The organism is Eubacterium ruminantium (assembly GCF_900167085.1).
Lineage (GTDB): Bacteria > Bacillota > Clostridia > Lachnospirales > Lachnospiraceae > Eubacterium_Q > Eubacterium_Q ruminantium.
The window spans coordinates 37,298-61,757 of the sequence record NZ_FUXA01000009.1 but is presented as its reverse complement, the minus strand read 5'-3'; the positions used below and the strand labels follow the sequence as shown (position 1 = coordinate 61,757).

The 24,460-nt window shown below is 38.2% G+C and carries 15 protein-coding genes; all 15 read left to right on the top strand.

Annotation, left to right across the window (positions count from 1 at the left end):
• Positions 1–18: 18 nt before the first annotated feature.
• Positions 19–4,818, top strand: coding sequence for an MSCRAMM family protein (locus B5D25_RS07765; protein ID WP_078787408.1), 4,800 nt, complete (start codon positions 19–21; stop codon positions 4,816–4,818).
• Positions 4,819–5,007: 189 nt separating this feature from the next.
• A complete protein-coding gene (locus tag B5D25_RS07760; RefSeq protein WP_090168560.1) occupies positions 5,008–6,720 on the top strand; it encodes an FHA domain-containing protein in 1,713 nt (570 codons plus the stop codon).
• A gap of 26 nt (positions 6,721–6,746) precedes the next feature.
• The gene (locus tag B5D25_RS07755) at positions 6,747–8,231 is read left to right on the top strand and encodes a DUF1846 domain-containing protein (protein WP_078787406.1); all 1,485 of its coding nucleotides are present in this window, start codon (positions 6,747–6,749) and stop codon (positions 8,229–8,231) included.
• Between the two features lie 281 nt (positions 8,232–8,512).
• Positions 8,513–10,381, top strand: coding sequence for an asparagine synthase (glutamine-hydrolyzing) (gene asnB, locus B5D25_RS07750; RefSeq protein WP_078787405.1), 1,869 nt, complete (start codon positions 8,513–8,515; stop codon positions 10,379–10,381).
• Between the two features lie 92 nt (positions 10,382–10,473).
• Entirely contained in the window at positions 10,474–12,162 is a 1,689-nt protein-coding gene (locus B5D25_RS07745) for a sodium:solute symporter family protein (RefSeq protein ID WP_078787404.1), read from the top strand.
• Between the two features lie 226 nt (positions 12,163–12,388).
• Positions 12,389–12,907 carry a hypothetical protein gene (locus B5D25_RS07740; RefSeq protein WP_143000655.1) on the top strand — a complete coding sequence of 173 codons (519 nt, stop codon included), beginning with the start codon at positions 12,389–12,391 and terminating at the stop codon, positions 12,905–12,907.
• A complete protein-coding gene (locus B5D25_RS07735; protein WP_078787402.1) occupies positions 12,879–14,249 on the top strand; it encodes an MFS transporter in 1,371 nt (456 codons plus the stop codon). The genes B5D25_RS07740 and B5D25_RS07735 overlap by 29 nt, the downstream gene beginning before the upstream one ends.
• A gap of 24 nt (positions 14,250–14,273) precedes the next feature.
• Positions 14,274–15,143, top strand: a complete 870-nt coding sequence (gene cdaA, locus B5D25_RS07730; protein ID WP_078787401.1) for a diadenylate cyclase CdaA — start codon at positions 14,274–14,276, stop codon at positions 15,141–15,143.
• Positions 15,133–16,437: a CdaR family protein gene (locus tag B5D25_RS07725; RefSeq protein ID WP_078787400.1), complete on the top strand. Its 1,305-nt coding sequence runs from the start codon at positions 15,133–15,135 to the stop codon at positions 16,435–16,437. The genes cdaA and B5D25_RS07725 overlap by 11 nt, the downstream gene beginning before the upstream one ends.
• Positions 16,438–16,516: 79 nt before the next feature.
• Positions 16,517–17,269 (top strand): NAD-dependent protein deacylase, encoded by a 753-nt coding sequence (locus B5D25_RS07720; protein ID WP_078787399.1) that lies wholly within the window; start codon positions 16,517–16,519, stop codon positions 17,267–17,269.
• A gap of 451 nt (positions 17,270–17,720) precedes the next feature.
• Positions 17,721–18,608: an EAL domain-containing protein gene (locus B5D25_RS07715; RefSeq protein WP_078787398.1), complete on the top strand. Its 888-nt coding sequence runs from the start codon at positions 17,721–17,723 to the stop codon at positions 18,606–18,608.
• A 153-nt stretch (positions 18,609–18,761) separates the two neighbouring features.
• On the top strand, positions 18,762–19,475 hold the full coding sequence (locus B5D25_RS07710; RefSeq protein ID WP_078787397.1) for a hypothetical protein: 714 nt from the start codon (positions 18,762–18,764) through the stop codon (positions 19,473–19,475).
• Positions 19,476–19,528: 53 nt separating this feature from the next.
• The gene (locus B5D25_RS07705; RefSeq protein WP_078787396.1) at positions 19,529–20,281 is read left to right on the top strand and encodes a signal peptidase I; all 753 of its coding nucleotides are present in this window, start codon (positions 19,529–19,531) and stop codon (positions 20,279–20,281) included.
• 173 nt (positions 20,282–20,454) lie between these two features.
• Positions 20,455–22,026 (top strand): hypothetical protein, encoded by a 1,572-nt coding sequence (locus tag B5D25_RS07700; protein WP_078787395.1) that lies wholly within the window; start codon positions 20,455–20,457, stop codon positions 22,024–22,026.
• 136 nt (positions 22,027–22,162) lie between these two features.
• A complete protein-coding gene (locus tag B5D25_RS07695; protein WP_078787394.1) occupies positions 22,163–24,457 on the top strand; it encodes a DUF2357 domain-containing protein in 2,295 nt (764 codons plus the stop codon).
• The last annotated feature ends 3 nt before the right edge of the window (positions 24,458–24,460 follow it).

The following is a 24,460-nucleotide window of genomic DNA, read 5'->3' as shown; positions in this document are numbered from 1 at the left end:
AACGAAAAGGAGGTTGAAATGAAAAAGCAAACGCGGAAACTTTATAGTTTGTTTTTGGTTTTAACAATGGTTATTTCTCTTTTCGTTGGAGGGAAAAGTAATCTGAGGGTTAAAGCAGAAACGTCAGAGGTGCAACTTGTTGACAAAATTACGCCGAGATCCCTTAGCTTGGTATCGATTATTAATTCATCAAAAGGTGATAGTTATATCTATCCGTGGACAAATGATGGGTATCCGGACGTTACATACGGCGACAGTCTTGATGTAACTATAACATGGAAATTTCCGGATGGTCTCATAATCAGTCCGGATGAAGTTTTTGTGTATACGTTGCCTAAGGGAATATCTTTCAATAATGTTACCGAAGGCGGACTTTATGATGAAAAAAGGAAGCAGTTGGGTACGTATTCTGTAAGTAAAGTTGATAACAGAGACGTTCTCAGAATTAACTACTATGATGAGAAGTTCTGTAAAGTTAATGATAACAGATTTGGACAGGTTACATTAAAGAGCAGTATCACAGATATAGGTGGTGAGCAGCCTGAACAGGATCTTACAATCAAATTTCCTAATGAGGTAGATGTAACTGTTCATATGATGCCTAGTGAAATTCCGAGTAGCCTTGGTATATCGAAGAGTATGAAACGTGTTCCATCAGATGAGGTTCCGGATGAGTTTGGACTCGATTCGATAGATAAAACACATGTATATAGAACGGTTATTAATATTAAATCTACAGGAAATAATACTGATGTAGTATTTGATGATAAGATGTGGCCGGGTATGACTCTGATAAGTGAGCCTGAGTTTTTTAAGGATAAAAAAGGTCAGACTCCGGTTAGTACAAGTGAATTTTCATCATATTCAAAAGGCTTGGATACAATTAATGCTGTTTATCCTTCTATGAGTGATGGAGATGAACTGTGGGTTGTATATTATGTTCTTATTGATAGAGCGATGTACAGCTTTGAAACTGCAAATGAATTTATCGAAAAAAATGACCCTGCTCACCTTTATCCAAGTACAGGTTTTCCGGGAAAAGTTTCTAATAAGGCAACTGTAAGAAGTAATGAAGTTACTACTCTTCCTGATGGTGATTATCCTCGTTCGTGGGGAGATATCGGAACTATTGCCGGTGCCATTGATAAATGGGCAAGTAGAGGTCATCATAAGCCTGAAAAAGGTATTCTTAACTGGGAAATCACTCTTAAGACTTTGATGGGATCTGATTATGAGACAGGAAAACTTGTCGATCATATACCTGCAGGTCTGGAATTTGTTAAGGATTCATTTATAGTAAGAGATGTAGAGACAGGTGCGGAAGTATCTAATGCAGGAACACTTGATGTTGTTAAAAATGATGATGGAACTACAGATGTAACATTCGTATTTAGTGATGAACTTATCAGTACTCTTAAGTCATCAGAAAATTCAAAGTATATTTCATATGATACTAAAGTAATTTCTCAGGTTAAGGATAAGGAAACTTATGAAAATACAGCCAAAGTTTATTATGATGGTGACCTCCTTATGGAGCGTTCCGCTTCCGAAGATTATAATAAGGTAAACGAACTTGATAAGGCATTTGAATACAATGTTTATTCTGCTCCATTTATTCATTTTGCTATAAGCGCAAATTCAGCTGCTCTTGATCTTGATCCTGCTACGGATGATCTTATTCTTGAGGATACCATGAGTTCATCATATGACCTCGTACTTGATTCGGTTCTTATTAATGAGAAAGCTCCTGAAGAAGGAGAGTTCACATATGATCCAACTACAAGAAAGATGACATTTAATCTTAAGGATAAAGTTTCTTATGATATCACTTATGTGGCAAGAGTTAACCTTACACCGGGAAAGGGTAAATTAACTGAGAATAATAGTTCTAATGAAGTAACTTTTTATTCTAAAGCACCCGGAAATTACAGAAAATCTACAGATGTTAAGTTTAAATCTGATGTTTTCCAGAGTTCAGGTACTTCAGGATCTGATAAAACTCTTGGAACACTTAATGTCTATAAGGTTAGGGAAGGTGACAATAATATCTTACTTAACGGCGCAGAATTTACTCTTTCAAGAATGGAAAAGAAGGATGGCGCTACAGCTTATACTGTGGTAGAAGATGACGTGGAAACTCAGACAACAGGCGAAGGCGAAAGCGATGGACTTATATCTTTTGCAGGATTAACCAGAGGATATGTATATAAGCTTGAAGAAACAAAAACTCCTACTAATTATGCAAAGGATGATACCATAAGATTTTATGCATTTGCAGATTCGAAGATATCTACTCCTGACACAGTTACTTATGGTGGAAAGACATATGAAGTTAACAAGGTTGATACAGATCATGCCAGCTTGGATGTTTATATCGAAAATGCAATAGGAAATCAGTCTATAAAGATATCTAAGGTTGATGAGAGTGGAAATCCTGTTAATGGCGCTACTCTTGCTGTATATTCAGGTACTACTAAGAAGGCTGACTGGATATCGGCTTATGATGCAAAAGAATTAAATCTTGCACCGGGAGAGTATACACTTAAAGAGCTTTCACCGGCAGATGGATTTGTAGGCCTTGGCGATACAGAAATTAAATTTACCGTAAGCGAAAGTGGAACAGTTACAATCACAAATCCTGATGATATAGATGGCGCTGCCGCTGTTTCAAAGGATGATGCTTCACTTATTAAAGTTAAAAACAAGAAGATTACGGGAACACTTCAATTCACAAAGACTATAGAAGGTCTTGATGATAATAATCTTGCGGATGATATAATCTTCGATTTTTATAAGGTTAAGGCTAACGGTACTACAGAAGATTATCCTGTTAAATCATATAAATACAGTGATTTTAAAACAACAGGAAGTATAACAATCGGTGCACTTGATCTTGGAACATATAGAGTAATAGAAACCAATACAGACATTGAAGGTTATAACTTACTTAATACTAACGCACAGAAACAGGTTGATGTTACAGTAGAAGAAGGTCATACAAATAGTAATCCTGCTTTGGTTTCTCTTACAAATACATATGAGAAGAAGACCGGAAGTATCAGAATTACAAAGACTATCGAAGGCCCGATAACAGAAAATGATAAGAAGAATCTTACATTTACTGTTACAGACAGCAGTAATAAAGAGGTATGGAGCGGAAATCTCGGAGATGGACAGAAATTCAGATATAATGCTGATAAAGATATATATGAGTCAGTTCTTATATCTAAGCTTGATCTTGACGAGACATATACAGTAACAGAAACTCTTTATGATATAACAGGTCTTACAGAAGAAGTAACATATACTATAGGACCTGATGGACAGGAATCAAGTGGTGCTGTAGCCGGTGGTATAACAGTTTCTGATGAATATGTAACAGAAGTTGCATATAAGGATGTATATAAGGGGGCAGATCTCCGTATCACAAAGACTATCGAAGGTCCGATAACAGATAATGATAAGGAAAATCTTACATTTACTGTTAAAGATAATGGTGGTCAGGTAGTATGGAGCGGAAAGCTCGGAGATAGTGAGAAGTTTGAAACAGATGATAGCGGAAATTATATATCAAAAGTTATCAAAAATCTTGATTTCTCTAAGACATATACAGTAACAGAAACACTTTATGATATCACAGGACTTGAAGAAACAGTTACATATACTATTGATGGTGGTAATTCTGCAAACGGAAATGTCACAAGAGGATTTTCACTTGATCAGAATAAGATCACTGAAGTCAGTTTCAAGGATGTTTATAAAGCCGGCGGTATCCAGATCGTTAAGACTATCGAAGGACCGATAACAGATAATGATAAGGAAAATCTTACATTCACTGTTACAGACAACGATAATAAAACGGTATGGAGCGGAAAGCTCGGAGATAGTGAGAAGTTCAAATATAATGCTGAAAAAGATATATATGAATCAGTTCTTATAGAGAATCTTGATCTTTCTAAGACATATACAGTAACAGAAACACTTTATGATGTAACAGGTCTTGAAGAAGTTGTTATTTATTCTATAAATGATGAAGAAGATAAGGCAGGTGCATCAGCAACAAATATAGAAATTTCTGCTGATGAGACAGCAGTTGTTAGTTTCAGAGATATATATAAGGGCGGTAGTCTCCGTATCACAAAGACAATCGAAGGTCCTATAACAGATAATGATAAGGAAAATCTCACATTTACTGTTAAAGACAGCGATGGTAAAGAAGTATGGAGCGGAAGACTCGGTGATGAAGAGAAATTCACTGAAGGCCGTGACGGCGGTTATGAGTCAGTTCTTATAGAAGGTCTTGATCTCAGCAAGACATATACAGTGACAGAAAAACTTTATGACATAACAGGTCTTACTGAAGAAGTAACATATACAATCGGTGGCGGCGAAGAAAATAAAGGTGCAACTGCCGAAGGTATTGCAGTATCAAGTGATGAAGCAGTTGTAGTTGCATTTAAGGATGTATATGAAACTGAAGAAGAAAAGGACGACGGCAAAGACGACGGCAAAGACGACGACAAAGACGACAATACAGGTGACGATGACACTGATTTAACTGATAAAGACAAGGATAAAGAAACCGGTGATTCAGAAATTATCAAAGATAAAGATGATACAAGTTCTGATAACCTTGTTACAGTAGATGAAGTTGCAGTTGATAGTACAAAAACTACAGAAAAAGATAAGACAGCAACAGATTCAACAGTTAAGACCGGTGACGATGCCGGAAATATGATCGGATTTATGATCATAATCGCACTTCTTTCAAGTATGGGTATAGTTACTCTCATTTACAAAAAGAAGACAAATAAATAAGTCTTTATAATGATGCTTGAAACCCTCTCTATCTAACATACGGTAGAGAGGGTTTTTGGTACAAAAGTATTGTTGCAACAACATTTCTATGATGATATAATATTTCTGTTTTTTTTGATAGGTATGAGAGAACGGTAATCATATAAGTTGTTTTTTGATTGTTTTTTTGAAGTAATAAAGGAGAAATCTGTGAACGATATTTTGATGGATGGCAGTGTTACAGAACAAACTGCCGGACAGGATTTTGTATATCTGCTCAATAATGAAGAAAAGCTTATAAGCGGAGAGTATGAAGTGGTAGCGGCTGAGGAGAACAGTATTTTCCTTAAGTGCATGTACGGAAGCTATAATGGGCAGAACTCTCTTTATTATGCTACAGAAGGATATGTGCCAGTAACAACTCTTTTACCGATGATCAACGAAAGCGCATTTCTGAAGATAGTAAAGGATTTTCTCGGAGCAGTTATCGCAGTAAAGAACTGCGTTGAACTTAAAGAGAATCATATAGTTATCTCACTCAGCAAGATATATGTTAAACATGGTATGGAAGGAGTTAAGATCACATACCTTCCTATGGTTGACGGAAATGACGGTAAAGCTGATGACTTTGAGATGGAAATGAGAAAGGTATTCGCCAATATCATGCGTAATACCGAGAATGTCAGAGGTGAGAAGACCTTTAGCGTTGCAAATTCTTTTTCGGATCCAAATATTTCCATAGAGATACTTTATAGTATGATGGGTGGAAATCTCATGAATATGATAAAGGCAGGAATGGGATTTGGCAGAAGTATATCATCAGGTATCGAGAAAGCGCCTGTTAATGCTGAAGTAGCCATGCCTAAGATTCGACTTGAGAATCTCAACGGTAATATTCCTGACATAGTTGTTGATTCCGAGGATTATGTAATCGGAAGAAGTCCTGATATTTCAGACTGTGCTATTTTGGAAGCTGCGGTCAGCAGGATTCATTGTAAAGTTTCAAAGATTGATGATAAGATCGCTGTTTTGGATCTTGGAAGTGCAAATGGTACATATGTAAATGGTTCGAGACTTATCCCGAATCAGCCGCATTTCATTTCGGATAATGATGTGCTTCGCATAGCCAATAGTGATTTCCTTATTAAATTCCCTGAGGAATATATTGAATATATGAAGACTCTTGAACCGGTGGCTGTGAACAGTATGCCTGTGGAAAGAGAGATAAGACGTGAAGAGAAGAGGACAAAGCTTCTTATGGTGCATTCGGCATCAGGTGGCACGGGTAAAACAACGATAGCTCTTGGACTGAGCAATATCCTTGCATTTGAAGGGGTTAGAGTTCTTTATATCTGTACATCATCATATCAGTCCTTCAATAATCTTCTTCAGGATAAAGTAAGGATCAAATCATCGAATATCGCTGCGTGTGAGAATCTTGATGATCTTAATGGTTATCTTGGACATGCTGCATTTGATTATATTCCTGAGATCAGAAGAAACGGCCTTTCCGATAAGTCGGGTATTTCAAGCAGAAGATATATCAATATCATTGAAATGGTTCTTAACAGCGGAAGATATGATCTTGTTATAGTTGATACGGAAAGCACAATTAATAATCTCAACAGATATCTTATAGAGAAATCAGATCAGGTTATTATGGTTACAAAGCAGAGCGGTATCGAATACGGAGGAACTGTCAGATTTGCTGAAATGATCAGAAATGTTGCAGCCGGTAAAGTAATCTATGTTATAAATGATTATGACAAGTACAGCTTTGATGCATCGGGCGAATCCGGAGGATTTGACAGAGTAGATATATCTGATTATATCGAGCATTTTAGAAATATCGACGCACTTTATTGTACCGACCTTAGTAAATGTCCTGAATTGGTTAAACTGGCCGGAAAAATTATTGTATAAAAATGATGGGAGAAAGGATAACGCATATGAGTAAGATAGGATTTGATAATGACAAATATCTTTCAATGCAATCAGAGAAGATCAGAGAAAGAATCTCAAACTTTGGCGGAAAGCTTTATATGGAGTTTGGCGGAAAGCTTTTTGATGATTATCATGCATCAAGAGTACTTCCGGGATTTGCACCTGACAGTAAGATCAGAATGCTTACACAGCTTAAGGATGATGCAGAGATTGTCATTGTCATAAATGCAAATGACATTGAGAAGAATAAGGTCAGAGGTGACCTTGGTATAACATATGATGTTGATGTACTTCGTCTGATCGATGCATTCAGAGGATACGGACTTTATGTAGGAAGCGTTGTTCTTACACGTTTTAACGGACAGGAAAGAGCAATCAAATACCAGAAGAGACTTGAAAGTCTTGGTATGAAAGTTTATAAGCATTATCCTATCGATGGTTATCCAAATAATATTCCACACATCATCAGTGAAGAGGGTTTTGGAAAAAATGAATATATAGAGACAGAAAGACCGCTCGTTGTAGTAACGGCACCGGGGCCTGGAAGCGGAAAGATGGCAGTTTGTCTTTCACAGCTTTATAAGGAAAATCAGCGTGGTGTCAAGGCAGGTTATGCTAAGTTCGAGACATTCCCTATTTGGAATATTCCACTTAATCATCCTGTTAACCTTGCATATGAAGCCGCAACAGCAGATCTTAATGACATAAATGAGATTGATCCATATCATCTTGAAGCATATGGTGTTACAACAGTTAATTACAACAGAGATATAGATGTATTCCCTGTACTTAATGCCATGTTCAAGAAGATTTACGGAGATTCTCCATATAAGTCACCTACAGACATGGGTGTAAATATGGCCGGAAATTGTATTTCAAATGATGAAAATGCTAAAGAAGCAGGTAATCAGGAAATCATCAGAAGATATTATAAAGAATGCTGTGCGCTTCGTAAGGGCAGCAGCCGTCAGGATATCGTAAGCAAACTTGAAGTACTTATGCAGCAGGCAGGAATTGGTCTTGAAAGCCGTAAATGTGCAACAGCTGCAAATGTTAAGGCTGAAGTAACAGGTCTTCCTGCAGCAGCTATAGAGCTCGATGACGGAACAGTTATCACAGGTAAGACAACAAACCTTCTTGGTGCATCTTCTGCAATGCTTCTTAATGCACTTAAGCATCTTGCAGGACTTGCTGATGATGTTATACTTCTTTCACCATCAGTAATCGAACCTATACAGCATCTTAAAGTTCATCATCTTGGTGATCATAATCCGCTCATGCACATCAATGAAGTGCTTATAGCGCTTACAATCTGCGCTGAGAGTGATGATAATGCAAGAGTAGCTCTTGGCCAGCTTGATAAGCTCCGCGGATGTGAAGCACATTCATCTGTAATTCTTTCCGGAATAGATGAAAATGTATTCGCAAAGTTGGGAGTTAATCTTACTTGCGAACCAAGATATCAGACAAATAAAATGTTCCATCAGTAAAATTATGGACCGTTTGTCCTGAGAAGAATAAATTCTTCATAGGATGAGCGGTCTTTTTTTAATCTTCTTAATGAAAATAAAATCATCTTAATAAAATGGCATATATATCTTTTTTTCGACAATAATTTCTTTCATAAATTTAGTGTAATTATAACCTTATGTTTATTCATATTAATGCGATGGATATTTATACTTATTACATAAGGGTGATGTGGGGAATGTGGAGAGACGTGAAAGTATAGAGTGAGGTATTTACATTCATTAAGGAGGCTGAGACACTGATGTGTGGTTTTGTTGGTTTTGTTAGCGACTCGGGGGCGCTTACCGGGTCTGAGAAGAATAATATTATTAGAAAAATGGGGGATCTGATAGTCCATAGAGGGCCTGATGGAGAAGGCTTTTATACAGATGATACTGTGGCTCTTGGTTTCAGAAGATTGAGCATTATCGATCTTCAAAATGGAGCCCAGCCAATGACAAGCAGTAATGGAAGATATGTTATAACATTTAATGGTGAGATATATAATTATAAAGAGCTAAGAAGTAAACTTGAAAATGAATACAGTATGAAATTCAAGACAGAATCGGACACGGAAGTTCTTCTTGAAACTATAGTTACTTACGGCATGAAGGCTCTTTCCATGTTTCGTGGAATGTTCAGCTTTATTATATATGATAAGAAAGAAAAGAAGATTTTTGGCGCCAGGGATCCTTTTGGCATAAAACCTTTATATTATACTAAGATGCAGGGGAGTTTTATGTTTGCTTCAGAGATAAAGGCCTTCCTCGCACATCCTCATTTTAAGAAAGAGGTTAATAAAGACGCGCTGAAGTTATATCTTACATTTCAGTATACTCCGATAGCTGAAACCATGTTTAAGGATGTATTTAAGCTGGAACCGGGACATTTCTTTATATATGACGGAGAGAAATTGGATGTGAGATCTTATTTTAATCCGGAGTATAAGATAGATAAAAAATTAAACGAAAATGAGGCGGCTCTTAAGATTTTTGATGCTGTGAAGGAGTCGGTGAAATATCATAAGATAGCAGATGTTGAAGTCGGAAGCTTTCTTTCGGGAGGAGCTGATTCGAGCTTCATAACAGCCATCGCAAGACCGGAGAATACATTTTCGGTTGGATTTGCTCCCGGATTTTTCGATGAAGGACCTGAGGCAGCGGAGTTTTGTGAGAATCTTCAATTGAAGAATCTTCATAAGGAAGTGAGTGCTGAAGACTTTTTTGAAGCTGTTCCGAAGGTTCAGTATTATTCGGATGAACCCCATGCCAACCTTTCAGCGGTGCCGTTATATTTTCTGTCGGGAATGGCAGCGGAAAATGTGAAGGTTGTCATGTCAGGCGAAGGGGCAGACGAATTCTTTGGCGGATATGAAACCTATCATGGCTGCACTCTTGGGACGGTTTACAGAAAGATCGTTCCGAAGCCTATCAGACATATTATTTCTAAAGGTATTGGTGACAGAGATATCAAAGGTCTTAATTTCCTGAAGAGAAATACCGACAGACTTACGGAATCATATATCGGACAGGCATTTATCATGAACGATGATGATGCAAACAGCATTTTGAAAGATAAATACAAAAGCAGCATAAGCTTTAAGGATATAACAAGACCGTATTTTGAAAAGGCTGAAATGTATGATGAGGTTCATAAGAAAATGTATCTTGATATGAATCTCTGGCTGCCGAATGATATACTTCTGAAGGCGGATAAAATGTCCATGGCAAATTCTCTGGAACTTCGTGTTCCTTATCTTGATAAAGAAGTATGGGCGGTTTCAAGTGTTCTTCCGGAGAAGTATCTTGTAAATAGAGAAGTGACCAAAAAGACTTTCAGAAAAAGTACTGAGAAGATCCTTCCGAAAGAGTGGGTGACAAGAAAGAAAAAAGGCTTCCCGGTTCCTCTTGCAAAGTGGCTTAAAGAGCAAAAATATGCTGATAGATTTAGGGAAATGTTTAAGAAACCGTTTGCAAAAGAATTCTTTGATACAGACATATTAAATGAATGGCTTGATGAACATTGTGCAGGGAAAAGAATGTTCCACAGGCAGCTTTACACGGTATACGCTTTCCTGTGTTGGTACGAGGTATATTTCGTTGACACTGATATTACCGTAGCTTATAATTAATTTTGGTGTGCAAAAAATGTTACGCCCGGACAATATCCGAGTGTAACATTTTCACTTTTATCAAAGAAAAATGTAAAAGGGAGTATGGAAAAATGGCAGTCAAGATTATTTTACTCGTAGTATTTTTCAGCATCATGATCGGCGTTGGTTTTTATTCCAGAAAAAAAGCAAAAAACGTCAATGATTACGTGCTTGGCGGACGTTCGGTAGGTCCATGGATCTCAGCGTTTGCTTTCGGAACATCTTACTTTTCATCCGTTGTATTCATAGGATATGCGGGACAGTTCGGATGGAAGTTCGGTCTTTCTTCAACATGGATAGGACTCGGAAATGCATTTATAGGAAGCCTTCTTGCATGGCTCGTTCTCGGACGTAGAACAAGAATCATGACACAGGCCCTCGATGCAAAAACAATGCCGGAATATTTTGGAAAAAGATATGATTCAAAGTCACTCAGAGTTGTGGGCTCGATCATAGCTTTCGTATTCCTTGTTCCATATACAGCAGGTGTATATAATGGTCTTTCAAGACTTTTCGGAATGGCTTTCGATGTTGATTATCATGTATGTATCATCGTAATGGCTGTTCTTACAGCAATCTATGTAGTTGTCGGCGGATATATGGCAACAGCTCTTAATGATTTCATTCAGGGTATCATCATGTTAATAGGTATCTGCGCCGTTATCGGTTCGGTTCTTGCAGGTAAGGGTGGATTCCTTGCAGCACTTAAGGAATTATCAAATATACCTGTTGAATCAGCAGTTACAACAGGACCTCTTCAGGGAAGTCAGGGACTTTTCGCAAGTTTCTTCGGACCTGACCCACTTTCACTTCTCGGAGTAGTAGTACTTACTTCTCTCGGAACATGGGGCCTTCCTCAGATGGTTCATAAATTCTATGCAATCAAAGATGAAAAAGCTATCAAGACAGGAACAATCGTTTCAACATTTTTCGCTATCGTTGTAGCAGGCGGATGCTATTTCCTCGGAGGTTTCGGACGTCTTTTCAGAAATGAGCCGGGAATCGTCCTTGCAGACGGAGCAGTAGCATTTGATAATATCGTTCCTACAATGCTTTCATCACTTCCTGATATTCTTATCGGTATAGTACTTGTACTTGTTTTCTCAGCTTCGATGTCAACACTTTCATCACTGGTTCTTACATCAAGCTCAACTCTTACACTTGACCTTATTAAGCCTGTATTTAATAAGAACATGAAAGAAAAAACACAGCTTAGACTTATGCAGATATTTGTCGTTGCATTTATCGCACTTTCAGTTGTACTCGCATTTGACCCGCCTACATTCATAGCTCAGCTTATGGGTGTGTCATGGGGTGCTCTTGCAGGAGCTTTCCTTGCACCGTTCATGTATGGTCTTTACAGCAAGAATGTTACAAAGATCGCTGTATGGGCAAGTTATATCGTTGGTGTAGGATTCACAGTTGCAAATATTATCTGTTCTCAGTATGGTCATCCTATCATCCAGTCACCGATCAATGCAGGTGCATTAACAATGCTTGCAGGTCTCTTGATCGTTCCTCTTGTAAGCTTTATAACACCAAAGCCTGACAAGAAGAAAATGGAAGAACTCTTCAAATGTTATGACCGTACAGTAGTTGTACATAATACAACATCTCTGGAAGAGGAACTTGAGGATTCTTCAGCTAAGAATTCTTCAAATGCCAATAAGGAAAATAAGCAGAGCAACAAACAGGGCAACAAACAGGGCGGTAATAAATCAAATCATAAATCCGGCAACAAATCCGGCAAAAGAAGATAAATAATTCAAATTATCGGCTGCGATATATCAGTTTTAGGGAATATCATTTCCCGAAATGATAAGTCGCGGCTGATTTTTTATGTGGCGGATAATAAGGTGTAAAGTCATTAAGACTTAGTGAAGTATCACTTTATGCTTGATTTTTTGGTGTAGATAACATAAGATATAGGGGATAGTTTATGGGGAAACTATGCCCCAAATCATATCTTAGGATAGGTTTAGTATTATGGTGGACAACGAAAAGGTCAGGATAATGACCAAAATCGCAATTTATGAAAAAAATCAGGAACACGAAGGGTTAGCCCTGAGTAAGTACTTCCGAGAGGACTATGTAAGATTCAATATGCTTAAGACTCTCGTTACTTCAACGATTTGCTTCTGGCTGTTTGTAGCTGTTTCTGCTGTCGTTAATTTCGAAAAATATTTACAAAAATTCAATTCAGTAGATTACGTTAAACTTGTAGGGAAGCTGATGGGCAAGTATTGTCTTTTCCTGGCGCTCTTCGAAGTTGTTGCATTCTTTGCGTATTCATACAGGTATAACAAGGCAAAGCCCGGACTTGTGGAATATAACGGAAATCTTAGAAGACTTATTGAGTACTATGAAAAACTTGAGACAACAGACAAGACAAAGTACCGAGTAAGCGACGGAATAGATAAAAGCCTGGATGATTTTGTAATGCAGACATTCGGACAGAGTAAAGGAGAAGCTGATCATGGAAGAACTGGTCAAGATAAAGAATAGAGTTAGAAATATTATCAGGGATTTTGATGACATCATTATTCCTGTCATAAAACTTATATGGGCATTTATAGTTTTCAGTACTATCAATAAGAGTTTTGGATATACACCTCTTTTCAGTAAGGGGATGTTCGTTCTTTTAGTTTCAATTCTTTGCGCACTTATGCCGGATTCATTTATGCTTTTTATAGTCGGTACTATCATGTGTGTAAACTCATTTGTAGTCGGACTTGAAACAGGACTTTTCTTTATAGTTATTTTTATAGCAATGTATTGTGTATATCTTAGATTTTTCCCAAAACATTGTTATATTATCTTACTTGCATTTGTATTTAGTTACTTCTCAATACAGGGAGTTTTGCCACTTCTTATAGGAGTAGTAGCAGGTATAGCAGGTGTTGTTCCTGCTGCATTCGGTATCGTTCTCTATTATTTCGGAGACGTTCTCAAGAATCTTGATCATACCATCAAGACAGCTGAGGATCCTGAGAAGGTCGAAGCATTTAATTATCTCAAAGATTATTTTAAAGGCAATAAAGAGCTTATAGCTATGATCGCTGCATTTGCTGTAACTATCATTGTTGTAGGTGTTGTTTATCGTCTTACATTCAAATATGCTAAGTATGTAGCAATCGCTGCAGGTGCATTTGTAAATATCGTTGCATTCATGATCGTATCAACAAAGGTTGGTGCGGATATCAGCATGGGTGGCATATTCATTTCAACGCTTCTTGCACTTGTTGCAGTATGTGCATTCCAGTTCTGTAAAGGATTCATCGATTACAGAAAGACTGAACGTGTTCAGTTCGAGGATGATGAATATTATTACTATGTTAAGGCAGTTCCTAAGTTTGGTGAAGATCTCGACAAGGCGGCTCGTATGCGTGGACAGATCAAGGGAAAGGTTATTCCTGCCGCTAACAGCATGCAGACAAAGAAGAAAATGCTTACAGACAGCGCTAATGCTGAGAAGCTTTCGGCAGAAAGAAAAGCAGCGGAAGCAACTGAGAGAAGAATGAGACAGCAGAATGCTGAGATGCAGGGAAGACCTGCCGGTATACCTCAGAAAACAAATACATCAAATGGTGGTGGAAGACCTGTTGCAACACAGGAAAAACCACGTATCAAAACTCCTCTCGCAGCAACAGAGCCGGGAGAGACAGATGAGATGCTTATGAGAGTTGCAAAGGGTGAAAATCCCGGAGCATTTACAAGAAAAGAAGTACCTTCAAGGGTAAAGGCCGGTGGTGAGAAGCCTTCTGTTAAGAGAGGTGCTTCGCAGGTACTCAGAAATGCTGAGAGATCTGCAAATAAGAATCCTAACAGGAATCCAAATAGAAGTTAATTAATGGCAAATGGGGTGTGCTGAGTGTATGGTTTCTGGTATCAGATCAAGCAGTATTTTGACTGGTTCTATATTCCTAAGATAGGCTGGCAGGATATACTTGATATCATTATAATTGCATATGTTATATATCATATTCTTTCATGGATCAAATCCAGCCGTGCCTGGACTCTGCTCCGTGGAATAGTTCTGATTGCATTTTTTATCGGAATCGCAGCTATACTGAGACTTAATACTCTGCTTTGGCTGGCGCGGAATATGATCAGCGTGGGCATCCTTGCTATCATCATACTTTTCCAACCGGAGCTGCGTCATGCTTTGGACGAACTTGGTAGGAAGAAGATTCTTAAAAATATTTTCGCAGTAGACAGTAAGAATTCAAAAGTACAAAGGCTCAGTGATAAGACTATTTATGAGCTTGTTAAGACGTCTGTTGAATTATCGAAAGATAAGACAGGCGCTCTTATTGTGCTTGAACATGATACACCTCTCGGTGAATACGAGAATACAGGTATCAGTATAGATGCAGTCGTAACAGAACAGCTTCTCGTCAATATATTTGAGAAGAATACACCTCTTCATGACGGTGCAGTCATTATCAGGAACAACAGAGTAGTTGCGGCTACTTGTTACCTGCCTCTTACAGAGAGAAACGATGTCAATAAAAAGCTTGGTACAAGACATAGAGCAGGTCTTGGAATCAGCGAGGCTACTGACAGTATGACCATCATTGTTTCAGAAGAAACAGGTGGTATCGCTGTTGCATATATGGGTACTCTTTACAGAGATCTTGATGAAGACAGTCTTAGAAAGCATCTTCAGGGACTTCAGGACAAGACTGAAGAGACTCGTCATAGAAAGCATAAGAGAGGGGGCGTGAAGAATGAAGAGTGAGAAAAAAAGCTTCTTTAAAAATTTTCCACTTAAACTTTTATCCCTTCTTATAGCATTTCTAATCTGGCTTATAGTTGTAAATGTAAATGACTATAAGGTTGTTAAGGAATATTATGAAATCCCTGTTGATCAGATTAACGGTGAAGAGATTGAAAGCAGGGGATATGTATATGATGTTATTTCAGGCGAGACAGTTGATATATTGGTAGAAGGAAGACGTTCCGTGCTGGATTCACTTTCAAAGTCGGATTTTGAAGCTGTGGCCGATCTTTCAAAGCTTTCATATACAGACACGGCAAAGATCAGTGTAACATGTAAGAAAGCCGGATATGATAACAAGATAACCATAACGGTTAAGGACGATGCGCTTAAGCTTTCCATCGAAGAGAAGAAGGCTAAGCAGTTTGAGGTTAAGGTTGATACAAAGGGTTCGGTAGCAGACGGATATGCTCTCGGAACTCCTGAGATTTCACCTTCAACAGTAAGCATCACAGGACCGGAATCACTTATAAAGAAGATTAAAAATGTTAAAGCGGTCGTAGACACATCAGGGCTTAAGGGGAGCAAGACTGTAGAAGTTGCAATCAGCCTCCTTGATGGAAATGATGAAAATGTTTCATTTTCAAGACTTGATATCGATACTACTAAGGTTAAAGTAACTATTCCTGTAAATGAGACAAAAACAGTTCCTGTTAAATTCAGTACCAAAGGACATGTGGCGAATGGATATATGCTTACAGCCATAAATGAAGGCATTGATGAGGTCCTTGTATCCGGACCTGCAGAATCTCTTGACAGTATCAATTATATTTTTGTAAATGATATTGATATAGACGGACTTACATCTGATAAAACTTTTGAACGAGTGATATCGGATTATCTTCCGGAAGGCGTTGATTTCGCTGATTCATCCGATAAGGTGACAGTTGAGATCAAGGTTGAAAAGCTGTATGAAAAATCATTTAAATTGAAATCAGAAGATATAATCTTTATAAATACTAAGAGTGCTTATGATTATAAGGTGGAATTGACTGGACCTTATGAGATTAAGCTTATCGGACTTGAGAGATATGTTTCAAATGTAGATCTTGCTGAGTATGGTCCTGTTATAGATTGCGCTGACTTAGAGCCGGGAACATATGAGCTTGATGTAAAACTGATGAAACAGGGCAAATTTACGATCAATAAGAGCGGTACTGCTGTTGTAACTATTTCCGAGAAGGAAGAAGCAACTGAAGATACCGGTGCCGATGACAATGCTTCCGGTGAAAATGGTTCCGGAGAGGAAGAGTGAGTCGGGATATATTTTACTAAGAGATAAAAGTATAAAGTAAATGTGCTTTATAAAGTTTGATCAAGGGAGGTATTTTGGAATGGATGAAGACATTAAGAAACTACAGGATGCCATCGATGAATCAAATTATATAGTATTTTTCGGAGGGGCAGGAGTATCAACTGAAAGTGGTATACCGGATTTCAGAAGCCAGGATGGTTTATATAGTCAGAAGTATAAATATCCGCCTGAAACCATAGTCAGCCATTCATTTTTCATGAATAAAACCGAAGACTTCTATGAGTTTTATAAAGACAAAATGCTTATAACGGACGCAAAGCCAAATGCTGCTCATAAGAAGCTTGCAGAGATGGAACAGAAAGGGAAGCTTAAGGCGGTTATAACTCAGAATATTGATGGCCTTCACCAGGCTGCAGGAAGTAAAGAGGTTCTTGAACTTCATGGTTCAACTCTCAGAAATTATTGTATGAAATGCGGTAAGACTTTCAGCAGTACAGATGATGATGTGCATGCGGGAGTTAAGTATATCCTTAATTCTGACGGGGTTCCAAGATGTGATAAATGTGGCGGAATCATAAGACCTGATGTTGTTCTCTATGAAGAAGGACTTGATTCTGATGTTATTTCAAGATCCATCAAACATATTTCAAAGGCGGATATGCTGATAATAGGCGGAACAAGCCTTGTTGTTTATCCGGCGGCAGGATTTATTGACTATTTCAGAGGAAAGCATCTTGCAGTTATAAATATGTCTCCGACAGCAAGAGATGTATCGGCTGATATCCTTGTTACGAAGAAAATAGGAGAAGTATTCTCTCAGATAGTAGTTTGATCGGGACAGAATATATAGTGATAATTAACAGAAAAACCGTGGTTTAATAGCCACGGTTTTCTTATGCCTTTTTTTGGAAACTTAGTAAAAAGGTTTAATACTGAGGTTCCGTATCCGCAAAATTATCTTTATGTATGAGATTTTAATTTCATAAAAATATATAAAAGAATATATAAAAGAACATATAAAAGAACATATACAAAAACATGCTCTGACGCCGAAAGAAAAAATACGAAAAAAGTGTAGGGTGGTGAGGCGAAAAAGCATCAAAAAAAGCAAAAAAATTAAATAAAATAAATTTAAAAAGCTAGTATTTTCAAGGGTTTGTGCATAGTGTCCAAAATGTCTGAAAAACACGTCGAAAACTTGACATAATACACAAATTCAAATATAATAAATGGTGAATAACTGCGTTCAAAATGCTTTTTATATAATGAAAAAGAGAATGCTTATGGGGACAAATAATAATATTGAAACAAAAGTAGGTGGGCTAAGAGCGGTTGAGCTGTACTATCGCGGTATTAGGGAGTTTGAATCAGGCGATACTACATTTCTTCAATCGAAAACCAGGCTTAATACGCCCGGAATGGGGACTCTTATGCCGGAAACCTTCAGGAAGGTAGCTGAGCTCAGTAATCAGTGTGTATCACTGTTTGAGCTTGAATTGAAGCAGTGTATCGAAACTGTCAAAAGTCTATTGGAGAAAGACTTTTATTTCAGATGGATTTCGGTATATATGCCTCTCAGATATCTTGAGACCAAGAATGTTCAGCAGAAGTTGATGGACACCATGGACGAGATGTCGACCGATACAAACAGAATCTGTTTTGAGGTTGCACCTGAACTGTTGCTGCATGGAACTAATGTTCACAGGAATGTTATCGAGCAACTCAGAAATCGTGGTTTTCATTTCATGTTGACAGACTTTGGAGGCATTAATTCACCGCTTATGAAACTTGCATACTTCCCAGTTGATTATGTGATGCTCAGTCAGGAAATCATCGGTTATCTTAACAAGGATGACAGATCTTTATCAGCTGTAAGCTCCATAGTTGATTTCGTGGAAGGAATGGAAGCGGATGTTATAGCGGATGGTGTCTCTAATGTTGACCAGGCTGAACAGCTTTTCAAATCTCATATCAGATTTGGAGCAGGAAGTCTTGCCGGCAGATATGTTACGGAGAGATATTTGAAGAGGAAAAAGTCGGAAGAAAATGCTAAGACAGCCGTAGCTAGCGCAGAGACAGTTGAAGCAAATGCAGATGTAACTAAAACTTCTGAAGAACAGGTTGAAGTTACTGAAGCTAATGTAGTTGTTGAGACTCAGGCTGATAATTAAGCGGATCGATTGGCTAAATTTGTAAAGTAATTTTGCGAGACAGGCAGACATTTCGACATATAATGCTTCTACCCAAGTATAATATCCTGAAGAGACCGAATTATTGCACAAGGTTGTGGCAGTGTTGTTTTACTTGAAAAGAAGGGGATAAATGTGGCAGAAAATAAGAAGGATATTGTAGAACTGAGAAGGACTGCAAAAGAAGTTAAAAAGCATGTCATCATTACGCGTGTTATGGCACTTCTAACCGGAATTCTTATTGCGATAGTCGCTGTTGCATACGCGATATCGTATTTCTATGATAAGTTCGGCAGCTTTACCGTAAAAGTTAATAAATATGATATGGCCAAGCAGGGTTTATGCCTTTCTGAAACACCCGAGTATGAACACGCCAATGCTAAGCTGAATGCGGATATCGTTTATGATATGACCAACATCAGCGGAATGGATATACCTGCAAATGTCGATATGGTTAACGGAAGCCATAATGGCCCGAATTATATCGCATATACATTTTATCTGATCAACTCCGGAGATGATACTTTATCATACGAAGGGGAGCTTCACATAGATAACGTGACCAAAGGCGTAGATGAGGCAATCAGAGTTTCTGTATATAAAAATGGCGAAAAAACCGTTTACGGAAAGACGAAGTCGAACGGTAGCGGAAAGGAAAAGGATTGTGATAAGGAATTCCTTTCATCGACAGCCGTTATGAGAACTGAGTCGGAAGGGTTTAAACCGAAGGACAGAGATAAGTACACGGTCGTAATATGGCTTGAGGGAAATGATCCTGATTGCATTGATAAGATAATCGGAGGAACGATTAAATTTACGATGATCTTTAAGATAAAAGAGACAACATAAATAAATGCTGGTTAATAGTAAGGCATAATAACAATAACGTGAGGATGGGGAGTATGAAAAAAGTATTAAAGATTGTAGCTAACGTAGTCGCATGGGCATTGCTTATCATGGCATTTCTGATAACACTTCTTGTCTTTGCCAGCTCAAGGAACGGCAAGACTGCATCGCTTTTTGGAATTACACCAATGGCGGTAGAATCAGATTCCATGAGTCCGACATTTAAGAAAGGCGACCTGATTTTTGTTAAGAAGATTGATGATCTTTACAATCTTAAAGAGGGGGATGTTATCACTTTTTACACGATCATTCAGGGCAAGAGAGTTATCAATACGCATAGGATTGTTGAAATCAATGAAGCTGAGAATTCAAGAAGTTTCGTAACACGAGGTGACAACAATAGTATCAATGATGAACTTCCGGCATATGCATCGGATATCATCGGAAAATGGACAGGAAAAAAATTTAATGGAATGGGTAAAGTGCTCGATTTCCTTAGAACCAAGAAGGGCTTCTTCATATGTATCCTTATTCCGATGGCAATTTTCTTCCTTTATGAGCTTTACAAATTTATCGTTGTGCTTATAGAGGTTAAGAAACCAAAGTTATCCGAAGAAGACGAGGAAGAGATTAAGAGAAAGGCTGTCGAGGAATATCTTGCAGCTAAGAAAAAGGAAGAAGATTCCACAAATGAGATTCAGGACGACATCGAAAATGGGGTTGATGAAGTTGTTGATGAAATCGATGCTGATGTACAGGAAAATGTTGCGATTGCCAAAGAAGTAGTAGACACAGAAATTAAAGCATAATGAACGTGATGGGGTTTTCGGAAACTTTATAAGATGAGGCAGCTCTGAGTGGATTTTCCGAAAAAGAGTAAAGCATACAGATATCCTGTATAAGAAAAGGTGTTTTTAGTTGTAATTATACGACGTAGGTAAGGGTAACTTAGAGATGTGGCAACAATGAGAGGGGTTAAGTATTGAACGGATTTTTAAAATGGTTCTTTGCTTTTATTTCCGAGATGCTCAAAGGATGGGGAATGATATTCAAGGGCATTGGAAATGGATTTGCAAAGATATTTAACATCAAAAGCTATATAGATATCTTTAAGCAGTATTCAAGCAAGTTTGATGCGATTGGATGGATTCTTGCCATTCTTGGTATCATCATTGTTGTGGCGATCTATGTCCTTATCTTCCTTTTGATAGTATTTGCTATCAGAAAGTATATAAGATTCAGACATTCAATTGTCAGCAACGAAGACCTTCTTGAAGAGATTTCTGTTCTTCAAAGACAGGTTCTTAAGATGACCAGAGAAAAAGACGAGATCATGGCTATGAAGGTTGCTCAGATCGGTGTTCCGGGTAGTGCGGCACTTGGTCTTGCAGGTGGCGGAACTATAGATTATGAAGGTGAGTCTCCGGAGAATATCCAGATGGCAGCAGGAGAAGAAGGTGTTATCATTACACAGGACAGAAGATTCTCAAAACTCTTCGAAGTGGATATGTTCTACAAGACATATACGCCACCTGAATATGATAATGAGATCGATCTTCCGGGAATATGCGAACGTTTCCGTGGATTTGCCTGTTCAAGAATGCATCTTTACTATGATATTAAGACCGTAAGGCTTTTCATGGCAGGTATGGCTTCTACAAAGCTTATCATCCTTCAGGGTATTTCCGGTACAGGTAAAACTTCCCTTCCATATTCATTTGGTAAGTTCCTGCAGGTTGATACAACCATCGCATCGGTACAGCCTTCTTGGAGAGACAGAACCGAGCTTTTTGGATACTTCAATGAATTCACTAAAAACTTCAACGAAACAGAAGTTCTTAAGAGAATATATGATTCAGGATATAACGACAATGTCAATCTTATCCTTCTCGACGAGATGAACATTGCGCGTATCGAGTACTATTTCGCAGAAATGCTGTCCATACTCGAAATGCCAAATGCTGATGAGTGGGAACTTGATCTTGTTCCAAATGTATGGAGCTCAGATCCTGAGAATCTTGATCATGGTAAACTTCGTATACCTCAGAATATATGGTATATCGGAACCGCCAACAACGACGATTCTACATATGCTATTTCCGATAAGGTTTACGACCGTGCTCAGCCAATCAACCTTGACGCAAAAGGTGTGGCATTCAATGTTGAGGATACACCTCCTCTTACACTCAGTTTCTCACATCTTAATCAGCTCTTTACAGATGCTATAGAGAAATATCCTGTTTCTCAGGAAAGCATGAAGAAGATACATCAGCTCGATCTGTGGGTTATCGATAAACTCCGTGTAGCATTTGGTAACCGTATTATAAAGCAGATGAGTATGTTCGTTCCTGTATATGTTGCTTGCGGTGGAGACGAGCTTGACGGTATCGATTATGTACTTGCCACAAAGATCTTCAGAAAGTTTGAATCCCTCAACCTTGCAATGCTGAGAGACGAACTTAAAGAACTTGTAGTTTATATCAACAAGTCATTTGGAAAGAATAAAATGAATGAATCTGTAGCTTATCTTGAAAGACTGCAGAAACTTTTCTAAAAAAGATTTATTACTTTTTGCTTATAAATAGAAATAATAATGTAAATGCTTTTGTCTGCGGGAAGAAGGTCTACCGTCCCGCAAAGCATTTTACATTCTATTTTGGATTATATAAACGATAGAGAGGGAAATCATATTGAACGGAAAGTACGGGGAATGGTATCAGGAATTACGTGACGCCCTTGGTACGATGCAGGAAAATGTTATCTATGACGATATGAATAAGGTGGTAGGTTCCGGACGTTCTAATGTTTCCATGAACCGAAAACTTATGGAGAAGAGTATTGATGTCTCCTGGGTTGAAGCCATAGAAAATGGACTTATTCATGTAGATAATGTTATCAGAAGACCTAGTCGTACCATTGTTGACGTGGAAGAAATTGTGCCAATTGCCCTCTCGAAGAAAGTTACTGTAGAATCCGTTAAACATCTTGCTCAGCACACAGATCTTATACAAAGTGTGGATAAAAGAACAGGCAAGATAACTCCCTCTAAACTTTTAAATGTACATAAAGAAGAAAGTCTTGAAACCTATGAAAACAGGTTTGTAAATACTCTCATTGACAGACTTTATATCTTCATCATGACCAGATATCAGAAGCTGGCGGAAGTAGAAAAAGATGAAGAAGTATATAGTCTCGAATTTGAAAATGAGATGGATGATACGAAGGGCAGCCAGCTGACGTTCAAAGTTACCATCGATGCGAGACGTAGTCTTGAAGCAACCAATGACAGCGGTTATACTATCTGGCAGAGAGTTGAAAAGCTCAAGAAAACCATTGAAGGTTATAAGGGCTCGGAACTCTGTACTACCCTTGGCAATAACTTCGTTCAGCCGCCGATCATGAGAACCAATGCCATCATGAAAAATGTTGACCTTAAAGCGTGTCTTATGCTTTGGCAATACATTTTAAGTTATGACAAAGTTGGTTACGAGATCAATATAGAAGATACAGCTGTCAGGCCGGATCAGAATTATCTTGAAGATCTTAAGGATATGATAACCTGCGATATGCTTCTTTTTAAGACATATACGGAAGAAGGGCAGGGAGAATATGTTCCTATAGGGAAGAAGAGATTTAAGAGTGTTCAGCCGAAAGTTGTTAAGAGATATAAAACCGAACTTCTTTCGGGACATTACGGCATACATACTGAAGCCGGTGTTGGATATATTCAGGCAGAAGGCCCGGAAGTATATGTAAATAATGAGCTTCCTGATGATGTTGACAGTGTATTCAGTGAAATTGATAATGCTATAAATATAGAAAGAAATTATTATGCTGAGAAGGAAAGAAAACGTCTCGAGGAACTCGCTATTCAGGAAGAAGAAGAGAGAAGAAGACATGAAAGAGAAGAACGTCTTGCTGAGAAGAGAAGGATTGAAGCTCTCAGACAGGAAGAACGTGAACGTATAAGGCGTGAGAAAGAGGAAGAAGAAAAACGTATTCAGGAAATGCTTGAAAGACGTAAAGCTGAGATTGAAGCTGAAGAACAGGAAAGAGCGAGAATCGAAGCTGAGCGTAAAGCAAGGATTGAAGAAGAAAGACGTCTTGCTGAGGAAGCAGCCAGAGAAGAGGCTGAGAGACAGAAGCATGAAGCTGAGAAGAAGGCTATTCGTTCTGAATTCGGTGAAGCTGAAGGTATCGATACAAAAGTATTTGACAGACAGAAAGAAGAACATGAAAGAACCAATGCTTATGGTACCGTAACTCAGAAAGATATAGATGAAGCATCGGAAATGATGCAGGAACAGTTAGAGAAGGAGCAGGAAAGAAAAGCTGCCGAAGAATTTGCTGAAGAAGGTGAAGAAGAAAATAAGGTAGAAGAAGTTAAAGCTCCTGAAGAGGACCTTCATGAAGACCCAAGAGAAGTTGCTGTTAGAATGAAACTTGAGCAGCAGCGTAAGGCGAAGGAACTCAAAGAAAAGGAAAGAGCTATTAGGCTTAAGGCTGAAAGAGCTGTATACGAAGCGAAGCCATTTAGGGAAATTTACAAAGATTATACATGGAATCCGATTTATTCGATTCCGAGATTCTTCAGATGGCTGCTATTTGTTCTATTTGGTATAATTCCTAAGGATACCGATAATCCTGATCAGAAGAGAATACTTCTCGAGAAGGAAGAACTGGCAAGGAAGGAAGAGTACGAGAGAGGTGAGAGAGAGAAATTCGATGTATACTATGCGAAGTATGCAACTAATTTCCCGTATAACATAAAGAGGTTCATAGCCGATCAGAAATTCAAGCGTAAGAAGAAAAAGGCAGATAAGGATAAACCAAAGCCTGTATTTGTTAAACCACAACGTACGCCTGAGGAGGAGAAGGCTATAGAAGTGAACATGAAACGTCTTTACAAGGAATATCATGTTAAACTTGGTCTTAGGATCAAACGATTCTTCGAGGATCGTAAAGCAGAAGTAAATGAAGGATAGAGA